Source organism: Agromyces cucurbitae, from assembly GCF_058349945.1.
The window spans coordinates 420555-435730 of the sequence record NZ_JBYRES010000003.1 but is presented as its reverse complement, the minus strand read 5'-3'; the positions used below and the strand labels follow the sequence as shown (position 1 = coordinate 435730).

General features: G+C 73.2%; 15 protein-coding genes. 7 read left to right on the top strand and 8 right to left on the bottom strand.

Annotated features, from left to right (window positions below; translation table 11 throughout):
- Positions 1 to 38: 38 nt before the first annotated feature.
- Both AC3RJ6_RS13270 and AC3RJ6_RS13265 read left to right on the top strand, forming a co-directional pair.
- The gene (locus tag AC3RJ6_RS13270; RefSeq protein WP_491427542.1) at positions 39 to 1238 is read left to right on the top strand and encodes an MFS transporter; all 1200 of its coding nucleotides are present in this window, start codon (positions 39 to 41) and stop codon (positions 1236 to 1238) included.
- 9 nt (positions 1239 to 1247) lie between these two features.
- Complete coding sequence (locus tag AC3RJ6_RS13265; protein WP_491427541.1) at positions 1248 to 2120, top strand: DUF3097 domain-containing protein; 873 nt, start codon at positions 1248 to 1250, stop codon at positions 2118 to 2120.
- Between the two features lie 40 nt (positions 2121 to 2160).
- On the opposite strand, the gene AC3RJ6_RS13260 is transcribed toward AC3RJ6_RS13265, so the two are convergent.
- The 3 genes from AC3RJ6_RS13260 to AC3RJ6_RS13250 all read right to left on the bottom strand — a co-directional run bounded on the left by AC3RJ6_RS13260 (position 2161) and on the right by AC3RJ6_RS13250 (position 4706).
- Positions 2161 to 2913, bottom strand: coding sequence for an SDR family oxidoreductase (locus tag AC3RJ6_RS13260; protein WP_491427540.1), 753 nt, complete (start codon positions 2911 to 2913; stop codon positions 2161 to 2163).
- 31 nt (positions 2914 to 2944) lie between these two features.
- Positions 2945 to 4039, bottom strand: coding sequence for a VIT1/CCC1 transporter family protein (locus AC3RJ6_RS13255; RefSeq protein ID WP_491427539.1), 1095 nt, complete (start codon positions 4037 to 4039; stop codon positions 2945 to 2947).
- Positions 4040 to 4229: 190 nt separating this feature from the next.
- Positions 4230 to 4706 carry an Lrp/AsnC family transcriptional regulator gene (locus AC3RJ6_RS13250; protein ID WP_231431019.1) on the bottom strand — a complete coding sequence of 159 codons (477 nt, stop codon included), beginning with the start codon at positions 4704 to 4706 and terminating at the stop codon, positions 4230 to 4232.
- Between the two features lie 110 nt (positions 4707 to 4816).
- On the opposite strand from AC3RJ6_RS13250, the gene AC3RJ6_RS13245 reads away from it, so the two are divergent.
- Positions 4817 to 6037 carry a trans-sulfuration enzyme family protein gene (locus AC3RJ6_RS13245; protein ID WP_491427538.1) on the top strand — a complete coding sequence of 407 codons (1221 nt, stop codon included), beginning with the start codon at positions 4817 to 4819 and terminating at the stop codon, positions 6035 to 6037.
- Between the two features lie 16 nt (positions 6038 to 6053).
- Here the strand turns inward: AC3RJ6_RS13245 and AC3RJ6_RS13240 are convergent, their stop codons facing one another.
- A complete protein-coding gene (locus AC3RJ6_RS13240) occupies positions 6054 to 7865 on the bottom strand; it encodes a DEAD/DEAH box helicase (RefSeq protein WP_491427536.1) in 1812 nt (603 codons plus the stop codon).
- 74 nt (positions 7866 to 7939) lie between these two features.
- On the opposite strand from AC3RJ6_RS13240, the gene AC3RJ6_RS13235 reads away from it, so the two are divergent.
- On the top strand, positions 7940 to 8725 hold the full coding sequence (locus tag AC3RJ6_RS13235; protein ID WP_491427535.1) for an SGNH/GDSL hydrolase family protein: 786 nt from the start codon (positions 7940 to 7942) through the stop codon (positions 8723 to 8725).
- On the opposite strand, the gene AC3RJ6_RS13230 is transcribed toward AC3RJ6_RS13235, so the two are convergent.
- Together AC3RJ6_RS13230 and AC3RJ6_RS13225 are read right to left on the bottom strand one after the other, a co-directional pair.
- Positions 8707 to 9984 carry a D-alanyl-D-alanine carboxypeptidase family protein gene (locus AC3RJ6_RS13230; protein WP_491427534.1) on the bottom strand — a complete coding sequence of 426 codons (1278 nt, stop codon included), beginning with the start codon at positions 9982 to 9984 and terminating at the stop codon, positions 8707 to 8709. The genes AC3RJ6_RS13235 and AC3RJ6_RS13230 overlap by 19 nt on opposite strands.
- Positions 9981 to 10799 (bottom strand): TrmH family RNA methyltransferase, encoded by an 819-nt coding sequence (locus tag AC3RJ6_RS13225; RefSeq protein WP_491427533.1) that lies wholly within the window; start codon positions 10797 to 10799, stop codon positions 9981 to 9983. Before AC3RJ6_RS13225 ends, AC3RJ6_RS13230 begins: the two co-directional genes overlap by 4 nt.
- A 98-nt stretch (positions 10800 to 10897) precedes the next feature.
- Between AC3RJ6_RS13225 and AC3RJ6_RS13220 the strand changes: the two genes are divergently transcribed.
- Together AC3RJ6_RS13220 and AC3RJ6_RS13215 are read left to right on the top strand one after the other, a co-directional pair.
- The gene (locus tag AC3RJ6_RS13220) at positions 10898 to 11725 is read left to right on the top strand and encodes a Sir2 family NAD-dependent protein deacetylase (protein ID WP_491427804.1); all 828 of its coding nucleotides are present in this window, start codon (positions 10898 to 10900) and stop codon (positions 11723 to 11725) included.
- 31 nt (positions 11726 to 11756) lie between these two features.
- Positions 11757 to 12362, top strand: a complete 606-nt coding sequence (locus AC3RJ6_RS13215; RefSeq protein WP_491427532.1) for a histidine phosphatase family protein — start codon at positions 11757 to 11759, stop codon at positions 12360 to 12362.
- Positions 12363 to 12366: 4 nt separating this feature from the next.
- Here AC3RJ6_RS13215 and AC3RJ6_RS13210 read toward each other — a convergent pair whose 3' ends face one another.
- Positions 12367 to 13455 carry a glycosyltransferase family 4 protein gene (locus AC3RJ6_RS13210; RefSeq protein ID WP_491427531.1) on the bottom strand — a complete coding sequence of 363 codons (1089 nt, stop codon included), beginning with the start codon at positions 13453 to 13455 and terminating at the stop codon, positions 12367 to 12369.
- Positions 13452 to 14345, bottom strand: a complete 894-nt coding sequence (locus AC3RJ6_RS13205) for an alpha/beta fold hydrolase (RefSeq protein WP_491427530.1) — start codon at positions 14343 to 14345, stop codon at positions 13452 to 13454. Before AC3RJ6_RS13205 ends, AC3RJ6_RS13210 begins: the two co-directional genes overlap by 4 nt.
- A gap of 114 nt (positions 14346 to 14459) precedes the next feature.
- On the opposite strand from AC3RJ6_RS13205, the gene AC3RJ6_RS13200 reads away from it, so the two are divergent.
- Positions 14460 to 15170: an exonuclease domain-containing protein gene (locus AC3RJ6_RS13200; protein ID WP_491427529.1), complete on the top strand. Its 711-nt coding sequence runs from the start codon at positions 14460 to 14462 to the stop codon at positions 15168 to 15170.
- Positions 15171 to 15176 lie beyond the last annotated feature (6 nt).

Here is a 15176-nt window from a genome sequence, read left to right as displayed (position 1 = left end):
GAATCCACCGCCCCGAGGGGCGCGATGGAGGGTCGCCCATGGCCGCGCCGACGCCCGAACCGCTCTTCACCCGTGCGTTCATCGCCCTGGGTGCGGCCGACCTCGCCTACTTCACGGCCGCCGGCCTCGCCATCTTCGCACTGCCCCTCTACGTGACCGGGCCGCTCGGCGACCACGAGGCCGCCGCCGGGCTCGCCGTGGGCGCCTTCGCGGTCTCGGCGCTCGTGCTGCGGCCGTTCGCCGGCCGCGCCGCCGACCGGTACGGCCGTCGGCCCCTGCTCATCGGCGGCGCCGCGCTCGCCGCGATCTGCTTCGCGCTCCTCGCCGTGACCGAGGACCTCGCCGTGGTCGTCGCGCTGCGCCTCCTGGCGGGAGTCGCGGAGGCCGCGTTCTTCGTCTCGACCTTCGCGGCGCTCGCCGACCTCGCCCCGGCGGCACGCATGGGCGAGGCGCTCTCGTACAACTCCCTCGGGCTCTACCTCGGCATCGCCCTCGGCCCGCTGCTCGGGCAGCTGCTGCTCGCGTGGACGGGCTACCCCGGAGCCTGGATCGGTGCGGCGCTGCTCGCCGTCGTCGCGGGCGCGCTCGCCCTCCTCGTCGGGGAGACCCGCGAGGCGCCGCCCGACCTCGCGGCTCCGCTGCGGATCGTGCACCGCCCTGCGATCCCGGCCTCGATCGGCTTCCTCGCCTCGCTCGCAGCGGTCGGCGGCTTCATGGCGTTCGCCTCGCTGCACGCCGAGCGCGTCGGCATGCTGCCGAGCGTCGCCCTCGCCGCCTACGGCGGCATCGTCGTCATCTGTCGCATCGCCTTCGCGCGAGTGCCCGACCGTGTGCCGCCGCTCCGGCTGGCCGTCGCCTCGCTCATCGCCATCGCCGTCGGTCTCGCGACCGCGGCGCTCCTCCCCTCCTGGTGGGGGTTCGTCGGCGGCATCGCGGTGCTGGCGCTCGGCATCACGTTCAGCACGCCCGCGTTCTTCTCGGCGATCTTCGCGACCGCGGCACCGTCGGAGCGCGGCATCGCGTCGGGCACCGCGAGCGCGGCGATCGACCTCGGGTTCGGCATCGGGCCGATCGCGCTCGGACTCGTCGCGACGCCTTTCGGCATCCCGTGGGCGTTCGCGCTCGCGGCGGCGATCGCGCTCGCGGGTGCCGTGTGGACCGCCGGCATCGCGCGCCCCGGAGCCCGACCGGCACGCCGCTCGCCGTGTCGGCGTCGCCCCGCGCAGCCGCTCCGATAGCCTCGTGCGGTGCCCGCGACTCCCCCATTCGACGCCGACCCCTTCGACCGCTACGGCAGCGACGTGCTCGCCGGCGACTGGAAGGCCCGTGGGCGAACGGTGATCCCGACGGTCGAGGCCGAGCGCGACCTCGTCGTCGAACTCTCCGAGTCGGGGTACTGCGGTGCCGTCGTCGGCATCGAGCAGGGCAACGTCGTGCTCGAGGACCGCTTCGGCAAGCGCCGTCTCTTCCCGCTCGGCCACGGGTTCCTCGTCGAGGGACGCGCCGTGCAGCTCGTCAAGCCGAAGCCGAAGGCCCCGGCGGGCCGGCTGCGCACCGCTTCGGGATCGTTCGCGGTCGAGCAGGGTCGGCCCGCGAAGGTCGCGCTGCCGAGCCGCATCTTCGTCGAGGGGCGGCACGACGCCGAACTCGTCGAGAAGGTGTGGGGCGCCGACCTGCGCGTCGAGGGCGTCGTCGTCGAATACCTCGAGGGCGTCGACGTGCTCGACGAGATGCTCGCGGAGTTCCGCCCCGGGCCCGGCCGCAGGGCGGGGGTGCTCGTCGACCACCTCGTGCCCGGCTCGAAGGAGCAGCGCATCGCCGACGGCGTGGCGCGGGGCCCTCACCGCGCGCACGTGCTCGTCGTGGGACATCCCTTCATCGACGTCTGGCAGTCCGTGAAGCCCGCGCGCCTCGGCAAGACCGCCTGGCCCGTCGTGCCGCGCGGCACGGAGTGGAAGCACGGCGTGTGCGAGGCGTTCGGCTGGCCGCACGCCGATCAGGCCGACATCGCCCGGGCCTGGCAGCACATCCTCGGCCGCGTGCGCGGCTACGGCGACCTCGAGCCGGCCCTCCTCGGCCGGGTCGAGGAGCTCATCGACTTCGTGACGGCACCGGCCTGACGCGGTCGGTCTCGCAGGCCCGGCGCGCCGGGCACGGCGCTCAGCTCGAGAAGCCGCCGTCGCTGTGGATGAGCTGGCCGGTCACCCACCGCGCTTCGTCGGAGACGAGGAACCGGACGAGCCTGGCGGTGTCGTCGGGAGTTCCGAGCCGCCCGGTGGGCTGCTGCGCCGTGAGCGCCGCGCGGGTCGCCGCATCCATCCACCCCGTGTCGACGGGGCCGGGGTTGACGAGGTTCGCGGTGATGCCGAGCGGCGCGAGCTCGCGCGCCGATGCCATCACGATCCGGTCGAGCGCGCCCTTCGACGCGCCGTACGGCAGGTTGCCGACCACGTGGTCGCTCGTGAGCGCCACGATGCTGCCGCCGTCGGCGGGCACCTGCTCCGCGAACGCCCGCACGAGCAGCCAGGCGGCGCGCGTGTTCACGGCGAAGTGCCGGTCGAAGCTCTCGAGCGACGTGTCGAGCACGCCCGAATCGACGCTCTGCGCATGCGAGAGCACGAGCGCCCGCACCGGTCCGAGCGCGGCGGATGCCTCGGCGACGAGCCGCGCGGGCACGTCGGGGTCGGCCAGGTCGGCGTCGAGACCGATCGCCGCGCCGCCCATCGCGTGGAGTTCGGCCTCGAGCGAGGCCGGGTCGCGGTCGGGATCGCCGCCGAGGTCCATGCGCCGGTCGTAGTCGGCGAGGTGGCTGAAGGCGATGTCCCACCCGTCGGCCGCGAGACGCGTCGCGATCGCCCACGCGATCGTGTTGCGCCGGCCGGCGCCGGTGATGAGCGCGACTGGTCGGGTCATGCGGTTCCTCCTCGATGCGGCGTCCGGCCGATCAGCCGATGGTCGTGCCGAACGCGAGGCCCAGCAGGTAGGTGACGGCGGCCGCACCGAGCCCGATCGCGAGCTGGCGCAGGGCGCGCTTGAGGGGTGAGGCGCCCGAGAGGAGTCCCACCGTCGCGCCGGTCGCGAGCAGCGCGATGCCGACGAGCACGGTTGCCGTCACGACGGCTGCGATGCCGCTCATGCCGAACAGGTACGGCAGCACCGGGATGAGCGCACCCGACGCGAAGAAGCAGAAGCTCGAGATCGCCGCCGACATGCCGGTGCCGATCGCCTCGTCGTCGTCGGGCTCGACCGCGAGGGCGTCGGTCGGCGACTGGGCGAGCTCCGCCGCCTGCACGCGGGCGACCACGAGGGCCGCGTGCTCGACGGCGTCGTCGGGGTCCATGCCGCGGGCGCGATAGACGAGCGCGAGCTCGTTCGCGTCGACGTCGAGGTGCGGCAGGGCCTCGCGCGCCGTCGGGTCGGGAGCGGAGGCCTCGAGCAGTTCGCGCTGCGAGCGCACCGACACGTACTCGCCCGCGCCCATCGACAGCGCGCCCGCGAGCAGGCCCGCGATGCCCGTGAAGAGCACGACGCTCGCCGGTACCCCGGTCGCGCCGATGCCGAGCACGAGCGCGAGGTTCGAGACGAGGCCGTCGTTGGCTCCGAACACGGCGGCGCGGAAGGTGCCGGCGAGCCGGCGGCGGCCGCGAGCGGCGAGCCCGCGCACGACCTCGCCGTGGATGCGCTCGTCGGCGGCCATCGCCGCGGTCGCGTCGGGGTCGGAGGCGTACGGCGAGCGGGACTCGGCGCGCTGCGCGAGGGCGAGCACGAAGATGGAGCCGAAGCGACGCGCGAGCGACGCGAGCATGCGGGTGCGCACGTCGGCGCGCGGAACCCCCGAGTCGTCCCCGCCGAGCAGGGCGAGCCAGTGCGCCTCGTGGCGCCCCTCGGCCGCGGCGAGGGCGAGCAGGATCTCGCGCTCCTCGCCGTCGCGGCGCGCGGCGAGCTCGCGGTAGACCGCGGCCTCGGCCCGTTCGGCGGCGAGGTACCGTCGCCAGCGGTCGCGGTCGGCGGGGGTGCCCTTGGGTGCCTCGACGGTCATCGTGCCTCCTCGATCGTGGACGGCGCGGGCGCGGGCCGAGACGGTCGTGGGCCCGCGTCAGCGCGCGGCCGCGTCACGGCCGACGACCACGCTATCGGCCGCGATGGGCGGGCAGGCGCGATTCGGCGGGATTGGCAGCATTTCGGACGGCCGAACGGCCGTCGGTGGGGATGCCGCGTCGCGCGAGCGGTCAACCGACGAGCTTGTTCCAGCCGTCGCCGTCGACGTGCTCGAAGATGAGGTTGGTCTCGGTGTGGGCGACGGCCGGGTGGCCCGTGAGATGCGCCAGCACGAACTCCCGCAGCTCTTCGGCGTCGCGCGCGGCGACGTGGAGGAGGTAGTCCTCCGCACCGGCCATGTGGAACACGCCGAGCACGCCCGGCAGGTGCGGCACCTGGGCACGGAACGCGTCGATCTCACCGCGGTCGTGCTTCACGAGGCGCACGGCGATCAAGGCCTGGAGCGAGACGCCGAGCGAGGCGAGGTCGACATCGACGCGGTACCCGCGGACCGTGCCGAGGGACTGCAGCCGGCGCAGGCGCAGCGAGACCGTCGACTCGGCGACGCCCACCTCGGCGGCGAGCGCCGCGCCGGAGGCGCGGGCGTTCGTCGAGAGCGCCTGCAGCAGGGCGCGGTCGACGCGATCGAGTTCGGGCTTCTGCGCCATGTCGGCACTCCTCTCGGTCGGCGTTGCAGATACTTCGAGATTTCCAGCATATCGCAGCGATCGTGCGACCCGAGTTGAATGATTCGACAGATTCTGCTTCAGTGCCAGCCATGCAGACATCGTCGTCGCACCTCGAGACCCGCGCCGTCCACGGCGGAATGCGCGGTGTCCGAGAGAGCGGATCCCATGTGCCCGTCATCGACTTCTCGACCACGAACCCGCTCGGCTCGGTCGAGACCGGCGGCCTCTCGTACGAGGAGCTCGCGACGGGGCACGACCTCGGCGACGGCCGCTCGGCCGTCTACCAGCGCCTCTGGCAGCCCGGCGTCGCGCGGTTCGAGGAGTCGCTCGCCGGCCTCGAGGGCACCGACGGTGCGGTCGCCTTCGGCAGCGGCATGGCCGCGCTCGCCGCGGTGCTCATCGCGACGGCGTCGGCGGGACGGCCGCACGTGGTCGCGGTCCGCCCGCTGTACGGCGGCACCGACCACGTGCTCGCGAGCGGACTGCTCGGCACCGAGGTGACGTGGGCGACGGTCGACGAGATCGCGTCCGCCATCCGGCCCGACACCGGACTGGTCGTCGTCGAGACGCCGGCCAACCCGACGCTCGAGCTCGTCGACCTCGGCAGGCTCGCCGCGGCGGCGGGCGACGTGCCGGTGCTCGTCGACAACACCTTCGCGACGCCCGTGCTGCAGCGCCCGGCCGAGCACGGCGCCCGCCTCGTGCTGCACAGCGCGACGAAGTACCTCGGCGGCCACGGCGACGTGATGGGCGGCGTCGTCGCCGCCGACCGCGAGTGGGTCGAGCGGCTGCGCCGCGTGCGCGCACTCACCGGCGGCCTGCTGCACCCGATGGCGGCGTACCTGCTGCACCGCGGACTGCGCACGCTCCCCCTCCGGGTGCGCGCCCAGCAGGCGACGGCCGAGGAGCTCGCGACCCGCCTGGCCGAGCACCCGGCCGTCGGGCACGTGCACTACCCGGGCCTGCCGGGCCAGGACCCCCAGGGCCTCATCGGCCGGCAGCTCGACGGTGCGGGCTCGATCATCGCCATCGACCTCGCCGGCGGCTTCGATGCAGCCGTCGCGTTCACGGAGGCGTGCGAGCTCGTCACCCACGCCGTGTCCCTCGGCGGGGTGGACTCGCTCGTGCAGCATCCCGCTTCGCTCACCCATCGCCCGGTCGCGGGCGATGCGAAGCCCGGTGACGGCGTCGTCCGCCTCTCGATCGGCCTCGAGCACATCGACGACCTCACCGCCGACCTCATGAGCGCCCTCGATGCGGCCGCGGTCGCGGCGGGCATCGCGGGCGAGGCCCGGGTCGCCGCGAACTGAGACGACCGGCGCCGCCTCAGCGCCCGCCGAGGCGGCGCCGGAGCAGTTCGATGCGGGCCTGCAGCTGCGTGACCGTCGCCTGCGCGACCTCTGGCCCGCCGCACGCTCGCCGCAGCTCGGCATGCACCATCGAGTGCGGCTGGCCGTTCTGGCGCGCGTAGAGGCCGACCAGGCTGTTGAGCAGTGAGCGCTGCTCTTTCAGGGTGCGGTAGAGCGCGACCGGCTCGGCGGTCTCGCCGGTGCCGTCGGCGCCCTCGGCCGTCGTCGCGTGCCGTCGGCGGTCGCTCTGGCGTCGCGCCTGCCTCGCCTGCCGGTGCCGCAGCAGCTCCGACACCTGCTCGGGCTCGAGCAGCCCCGGGATGCCGATGAAGTCGAACTCCTCGTCGCTGCCGGGCTCGGCGAGCGTGCCGAACTCGGTGCCGTCGAAGACGACCCGGTCGAAGCTCGCGTCGGACGCGATGGCCTGCCACGTGAACTCGTCGGCGAGCTCGTCGGACGCCTTGTCTTCGCGGTTCGCGGACTCGAGCAGGCCGTCGTCGAGGCCCGGGTCGTCGCCGCCGTCGCCGTCGCGCCGGTCGAGGGCGTGGTCGCGGGCCTTCTCGAGCTCGGACGCGAGGGCCATGAGCACGGGCACGTTCGGGAGGAACACCGATGCGGTCTCGCCGCGACGGCGGGCCCGCACGAACCGGCCGATCGCCTGTGCGAAGAACAACGGCGTCGACGAGCTCGTGGCGTACACCCCCACCGCGAGCCGCGGCACGTCGACCCCCTCGGACACCATGCGCACCGCGACCATCCACCGGCGCTCGTTGCCCGAGAACTCCTCGATGCGGCTCGACGCCTCTTTGTCGTCGGAGAGGACGACCGTCACGGGCTCGCCGCAGATGCGTTCGAGGATCTCGGCGTAGGCGCGTGCCACGGTCTGGTCGGTCGCGAGCACGAGCCCGCCCGCGTCGGGGATCGAATGGCGCACCTCGGTGAGCCGGCGGTCGGCGGCCTGCAGCACCGCCGGGATCCACTCGCCGGTCGGCTCGAGGGCGGTGCGCCACGCCGACGACGTCACGTCCTTGGTGTTGTCCTCGCCGAGCTTCGCCTCCATCTCGTCGCCCGCCTTGGTGCGCCAGCGCATGTGACCGGCGTAGACCATGAACATCACGGGACGCACGACCCCGTCGGCGAGCGCTCGGCCGTACCCGTAGTCGTAGTCGGTCTGCGAGAGGCGCACGCCCTTCGCGTCGGGCGCGTACTCGACGAACGGGATCGGGGCGGTATCGCTGCGGAACGGCGTGCCCGTGAGCGAGAGCCGCTTGGTCGCCGGCTCGAACGCCTCGCGGATCGCGTCGCCCCACGAGAGCGTGTCGCCGCCGTGGTGCACCTCGTCGAGGATGACGAGCGTGCGCCCGGAGAGCGTCAGCTCGCGGTGCAGCGCCGGACGCATCGCGACCTGCGCGTAGGTGACGGCGACGCCGTGGTAGTGGCGTGCGGACCGGCCGTGGGCGTTGCGGAAGCCCGGGTCGAGCCGGATTCCGACGCGCGCGGCGGCATCGGCCCACTGGCGCTTGAGGTGGTCGGTCGGTGCGACGACCGTGAACCGGTCGACGATGCGGCGCGACCGCAGCTCGGCGGCGAGGCGCAGCGCGAAGGTCGTCTTGCCGGCGCCCGGTGTGGCCGCAGCGAGGAAGTCGCGTGGAAGCTCGGACAGATACTGCTCGAGCGCCTCGGCCTGCCAGGCCCGCAGCTTCGAGGCGGTACCCCAGGCGGCGCGTTCGGGGAACGACGGTGAGAGGTGCTCGGCGGCCGACGTGCCCGGCTGGGCTCCTGAAGGCATCGCGGTACTCACTGGTTCGAGGGTAGTGGAGCCCTCCGACAACCTCGAACCGGCGTCTTGTGCAAAATGGAGGGATGGTCACCCAGCAGCATCCCTGGTCTCGCTACGTCGCCATCGGCGACTCCTTCACCGAGGGCATCGGCGACCCCGAGCCCACCGTTCCGGGCGGTCACCGCGGCTGGGCCGACCGCGTCGCCGAGGTGCTCTCGCAGGGCACCGAGGACTTCGCCTACGCGAACCTCGCGGTGCGCGGCAAGCTCATCCAGCAGATCATCGACGAGCAGCTCGAGCCCGCGCTCGCCCTGCGGCCCGACCTCATCACGATCTCGGCGGGCGGCAACGACGTCATCCGCCCCGGTACCGACCCCGACGAGATCTCCGCCCGGTTCGAGTACGCGATCGACCGGCTCTCGCGCGACCACGCGACGATCGTGATCTTCACGGGCGTCGACGTGGGCTTCTCCCCCGTGTTCCGCGGCATCCGCGGCAAGGTGGCGATCTACAACGAGAACCTGCGCACGATCGCCGCGAAGTACGACTGCATCGTCGCCGACCAGTGGGCGCTCACGGCGATCCAGGACCAGCGCATGTGGTCGCCCGACCGCCTGCACCTCAACGCGCTCGGGCACCACACCGTGGCGCGCATGGTGCTCGCCGCGCTCAACGTGGACAACGACCTCGACGCGCTGACGCCCGAGCCGCTGCCCGCGACGACGTGGCGGCAGGCGCGTGTCGAAGACCTGGCCTGGGCGCGCGAGTACCTCGTGCCGTGGGTCGTGCGACGCATCCGCCACCAGTCGTCGGGCGACTTCGTCTCGGCGAAGCGCCCCGAGGCGGGCCCCTACTCGCTGCCCGACTGAGCGGTGCTCGGGCTGAGCCCGTCGGGGTTCGCGAGCCGCCACCACGTGCCCGGGTCGTCGATCTCGCCGTCGAGCTCGAGCGGCACGGTGATCTCCTGCCCGCCCGCGCGCACGATCGCCGTGCCGACGTCGGCACCGTCGGGCGCGACCGTGACGGGCTCGGCGCGCACCTCGACCTCGACCGGGGTGTCGCTCCAGACGACGAGGGATGCCCCGTCGGCGGCCCTGGCCGTCGCGGTGTCGCCCCACGGGGTGTCGTAGCTCGCGAGCTCCTGGCCCGCCTCGAGCGGCTCGACCTGGTGGAACCCGGGTGCGACGCTGTCGAGCAGCTTCGCGACGGCCTCGCGCAGCACGGCGTGGTTCTCGGCCCCGAGGAGCACGCCGACGACCGTCACGGTCTGGTCGCCGACCGCGTAGTCGGCCGAGAAGAGCAGGTTCGCGGCATCGTCGGTCGTGCCGGTCTTGATGCCGTCGACGCCGTGCGTGCCGAGCAGCTTGTTCGAGTTGTCGAGCTCGCCGAGCTCGGGGATGTCGACGGACTTCGTGGCGACGATCGCGGCGAGCGCGGGTTCGGCGAGGGCGAGCTCGCCGAGCTTCACGAGGTCGGCGGGGGTCGACACGTTGTCGAGCGAGAGGCCGCTCGAGTCGGCGATGCGGGTGTTCGCGAGGCCGTGGTCGGCGAGCCACTTCGTCGCGGCGGTCACGAGCCCGGCCTCCGAGCCGTACGCCCAGTTCGACAGCGAGATGGCGTAGTTGTTGCCCGACGGCAGCAGCATCGCCTCGAGGCTCTCGGTCAGCGTGAGCGACGCACCCGCCTCGACCGGGGCGACCGAGCCGTTCTGAGCGATCATGTCCCAGTAGATGTCGACGTCGGCCTCGGTGTAGGCGATCTCGGGGCCGCTCTCGCCCTCGGCGATCGGATGGTCCTGCAGGATCGTCAGCGCGGTGATGATCTTCGTGATGCTCGCCGTCGCCATCCGACGGTCGGGCTCCGCCGCCGCGAGCAGGCCGTCGAAGCCGACGGCGCCGACCGCGTACCCGCCGAAGCCGGGCAGGTCGAGGGCCTGCGGTGCCGCGGCGACGGGTTCGGGCTGCTCGACCACGGGTGCCGCCGCGGGCACGGCCGCACCGAGGGCGTTCGCCGAGTACACGCCCCCGCCGATGACGAGGGCGAGCACGACGGCGAGCGAGCCGAACACGACGATGCGCCTGCGGCGGTACACGCGCTTGCGCGCCTCACGGTCGTCGGTCGTCGTCATCGGGGCTCCTCGGGGTCTGCGGCGACGGCGTAGAGCACGACGGCCGCGGCGGCGGCGACGTTGAGCGAGTCCACCCCGTGCCGCATCGGGATGGTCACGACGTGGTCGGCCGCGGCGAGGGCGCGACGGCTCAGGCCGTCGCCCTCGGCGCCGAACACGAGCGCGAGTCGGTCGGGGGCCGATCCGGCGAGCCGGCGGAGCGGCACGGCGTCGTCGGCGAGCGCGAGGGCGGCGATCTCGAAGCCGGCACCGTGCAGCAGCTGCGCGGCGGACTCCCACTCGGGCAGTCGCGTCCACGGCACCTGGAAGACGGTGCCCATGCTCACCCGCACGCTCCGCCGGTAGAGCGGGTCGGCGCAGCGCGGCGACACGAGCACGGCGTCGGCGCCGAGCGCGGCGACCGACCGGAAGATCGCGCCGACGTTCGTGTGGTCGACGATGTCCTCGAGCACGACGACCCGGCGAGCGCGTGCGAGCAGCGACTCGACGCTCGGCAGCTCGGGCCGTTCGAACGCGGCGAGCGCCCCGCGGTGCACGCGGTAGCCGGTGATCGCCTCCAGCTGCTCGGCGTCGGCGAGGTGCACCGGGATGTCGAACGGCTCGAGCACGGGTGCGAGCCCCGCGAGCCACTTCTCCTCCATGAGCACCGACCGCGGGCGGTGCCCGGCGGCGATCGCCCGACGGATGACCTTCGCCGATTCGGCGATGTAGAGGCCCTCCTCGGGCTCGCGCACGCTGCGCAGGGCGACGTCGGTGAGCCTCGCGTAGTCGGCGACGGCATCGGATGCCGCGTCGCGGACTCGTTCGATGTGCATGGATCTCCTCCACTCAAGAGTGCCAGTCCGTGAAACAAACCGGAAAACGACGGCGTTTACTCTCAGGGGTGTCGAAGGGAGACGACGTGGAGCAGACGATGGGCCGCACGCACGCGGCCGGGATCGACGAGGCGATCGAGCTCATGCGCGGTTCGCGCGTCGCGGTGCTGACGGGAGCGGGCGTGAGCACCGACTCCGGGATTCCCGACTACCGCGGCGAGGGCGCACCGGTGCGCACCCCGATGACCGTGCAGACCTTCCTCTCGTCGGAGGCGGCGCGCAAGCGCTACTGGGCGGGCAGCCACCTCGGCTGGCGCGACTTCGCGTCGGCCGCCCCGAACCGCGGCCATCGGGCGCTCGCCCGCCTCGAGGCGTCCGGGATCGTCACCGGCGTCGTGACGCAGAACGTCGACGGCCTGCACCGGCGGGCGGGCAGCCGTCACGTCGTCGAGCTGCACGGCGGCATGGACCGCGTCGTGTGCCTCGAGTGCGGCCAGCACTACGCCCGGCAGGCGATCGCGCACGAGCTCACGACGCAGAACCCGTGGCTCGACGCCGACCGCGCGGTGCGCCTCAACCCCGACGGCGACGTCGAGATCGACGACGTCGAGGCGATGCGGATCCCGGTGTGCACCGTCTGCGGCGGCGTGCTGAAGCCCGACGTCGTCTTCTTCGGCGAGTTCGTGCCCGTGCCGACCTTCCGCGCCGCGGCGTCGCTCGTCGCGGGTGCCGACGTGCTGCTCGTGGCCGGTTCGTCGCTCGTGGTGAACACCGGCATGCGCCTGCTCGAGCAGGCGCGGCGCAGCCGGCTCCCCGTCGTGATCGTCAACCGGGGTGCCACCAAGGGCGACGCCAGGGCCGCCGTCAGGATCGACGCGGGCACGAGCGAGACCCTCGCCGCGTTCGCGTCGGCGCTCGATTCGTGATCCGCGCCGCGCGCGTGCCAGAGTCTTCGACATGACGGATGCCTCGACCCGCCCCGCACCGGTGACCATCGCGCTCGTCCGGCACGGCGAGACCGACTGGAACGTGCAGCGCCGCATCCAGGGGCGCACCGACATCCCGCTCAACGACACCGGGCGGCGGCAGGCCGTGCAGGTCGGTGCGGATCTCGCGGACTCGTCGTGGGACGCCGTGTACGCGAGCCCGCTCTCGCGCGCGGCCGAGACCGCCGCCCTCATCGCCGGCGAGCTCGGCGTTCCCGTGCAGGGGCACCTCGACGCCCTCTCCGAACGCAGCTACGGCGTGCTCGAGGGCCTCGACCACGCCGGTCGCACGGCCGTCGAAGCGCAGGCGGCGACGATCGAGGGGCTCGAGACCCGGTCGGCCGTGATCGAGCGAGCGGGTGCCGCCCTCACGCAGATCGCGGCGGCGCACCCCGGCGGGCGCGTCGTGGTCGTCTCGCACGGCGGCGTCATCCACTCGCTCATCCTGCACCTGAGCGGTTGGACGCTGCCCGGCGCCGGCTACACCGTGACGAACGGCTCGGTGCACCTCGTGACGGCCACGGGCGACGAGCTCGAACTCGCCGAACCCGAGCTGCTCACGGGCACGGAGGGCTGATCCGTCAGCCGCGCCGCCGCCGGCCCGGTTCGGCGACCACCCGCTGCATGAGCTCGTAGAGGGCCGCCGCGGACCTCGCCCAGGTGAACCGAGCCGCGACCTCGACCGAGGCGGCGGAGCGCCGCTCCCACTCGTCGGCCTCGTCGAGGGTGCGCAGCGCGGCGACGAGCGTCTCGGGTCGGTCGGCGTCGAAGAACAGTGCGGCGTCGCCGCCGATCTCGCGGAAGATCGGGATGTCGCTCACGACGACGGGCGTGCCGAGGCGCATGGCCTCGACGAGCGGGATGCCGAATCCCTCGGCCTTCGACGCGTGCACGAGGGCCGTGGCCCCCGAGAGCAGCTCGCCGTACGCGGCATCCGTCACGCCGTCGTGGAAGACGAGCCGCGCCTCGGGCGCCAGCCGGGTCAGCCGCTCGCGCTCGGACGGGCTGATGCGGCTCAGCAGGTGCAGCTCGTGGTCGGGCAGGGCCGCGGTCGCACGAACGAGCGTGTCGACGTTCTTGTAGGGCATGTACGAGCCCATGTAGACGAGCCGGTGGCCCGTGGGGCGCGTGCGCGGCAGCTCGGGCACCGCGAGGTCGTCGGCCGCGTTCGGCACGACCGTGATGGGTCGCCGGGTCAGCCGGTGCTCGCGGATGAGCCCCGCGGTGGTCTCCGACACCGTGACGACGGCGTCGGCGCGGTTGAGCAGCACGCGCTGCGGCCACCACGCGAGGTGGTAGAGGCGCCACAGCAGCCGGATCGGGGCGGAGAGGTCGCGCGGAGGGGTGCGGTTCTCGTAGTAGATGAGGTCGTGCAGCGTGAGCAGCAGGCGGTAGTCGCGCCCCCAAGATCCCATCGTCTGCATGGGCGAGAACACGATGTCGGGTCGCAGGCGACGCACCTGCCGGGCGACGAACGGTTCGCGCGCGCTCGTCGGCGAGCTCACGAGCTGCCAGGGCAGCGGCGGCAGCATCTCGAGCTGGCGGTGGTCGCTCACGAGCATGGTCACGGGATGCAGCTTCGCGAGCTCCCCGACGATGCCCGCGGTGAACCGGCTGATGCCGTCGTGGTGGCCGATGCGGGTGTAGCGGCAGTCGACGACGATCCTCACGCGCGCTCCCCCGCCCCGAGGAAGCGGGTGATGCGGGCTGCGGCGTCGCCGGGCGTCTCGTAGTGGATGAGGTGCCCGACCTCGGGGATCACCTCGAGGGTCGCATCGGGGAACCTCGTCACGAGCCGGTGCTGCGCCTCGAGCGGCGTCACGTCGTCGCGCTCGGCGGCGACGAGCAGCGTCGGAACCGGGATGCGGGCGGCGTACTCGCTGACGTCGTGGCTCACGGAGGCCCGGAACGCCTCGAGCAACTGGTCGCGGTCGCCGAAGTCGGAGAAGTACCGGTCGTGCTGGTCGTGGATCCAGCGGCGCAGTTCGCGGTCGTGCGTCTTGGCCATCGTCACGCTCATGACGCGCACGATCGCCCCATTGCGCAGCAGTGCGAAGCCGGTGCGCTCGGGAAGCGCCGCCGATGCGCGGTAGTAGAGCACGGCGAGCCGGGTCATGACCCCGCGCGGCCCCTCGAGTGCCGGTGCGCCGATCGGGTTCACGAGCACGAGGCGGCGCGGTGCGAGGCCGCCCGCGACGGCCGCGCTCGCCACGATCGAACCGAACGAGTGGCCGAGCAGGTCGTAGTCGCCGTCGATGCCGATCGCCTCGATGAACGCGCCGAGCCAGCGGGCGTACCCGTCGATGTCGTGGGCGCGATCGGCGAACGTCGCCGATGCGCCGAAGCCCGGGAGGTCGGGCGACACGATGCGGTAGCCGGGCAGCTGCGCGACGATCGGCTCGAGTCCGTGGTGGTCGCCGCGGAATCCGTGCACGAGCACGAGCATGGGGGCGTCGGCCTCGCCGTACTCCCACCAGGCCGTCGTGGTGCCCTCGACCTCGATGCGGTGCTCCCGGACGGGGATGCGGTCGAGCGCTGAGGCGTACGGCGAGGCGATCATCCCCGCCATTCTACGGACGCGGACTGCACGCGAGCTGCGCGCCGAAGCGGCGGGGCGGCGGACACGCGCCGTCGTTCGTCCGCGATGACGGTGGGCCTGCATAGCCTTTCGCACATGGATGCAGTGAACGAGGCCCGCTGGGCCGACACCCTCGCCGTCTTCGACCTCGAGACGACCGGCATCGACGTCGACGTCTGCCGCATCGTTACGGCGCACGTCGGCGTGCTCGGCCCGTCGGGCGAGGTGCTCGAACGACGGGAGTGGCTCGTCGACCCCGGTGTCGAGATCCCGACGGCTGCGTCGCTCATCCACGGCGTCACGACCGAGCGGGCGCGTCTCGAGGGCCAGAACGCCGCGACCGCGGTCGCCGAGATCATCGACGAACTGGCGCACGCGGCGGCGAGGGGCCTGCCGATCGTCGCCTACAACGCCGCGTACGACCTGACGGTGCTCCACCGGGAGGCGGAGCGGTACGGGCACGCACCGCTGCCGGGTCCGGGCCCCGTCATCGACCCGCTCGTCATCGACAAGGCCGTCGACCGGTACCGCCGGGGCAAGCGCACGCTCTCGGTGACCGCCGAGCACTACGGGGTCGTCCTCGACGACGCGCACGACGCCGGCGCCGATGCGGTGGCCGCCGGCCGAGTGGCCCAGGCGATCGCGCGGGTGTACCCCGAACTCGCCGCCCTGGCCGTCGGTGACCTGCACGCGCGCCAGATCGACTGGTGCCGCGACCAGGCCGAGAGCTACCAGGCCTGGCGGCGCAGCAACGGCGAGCCCGAGTTCACGACGTCGGGCGCCTGGCCGGTACGGGCGCGCGCCTGAGACCGC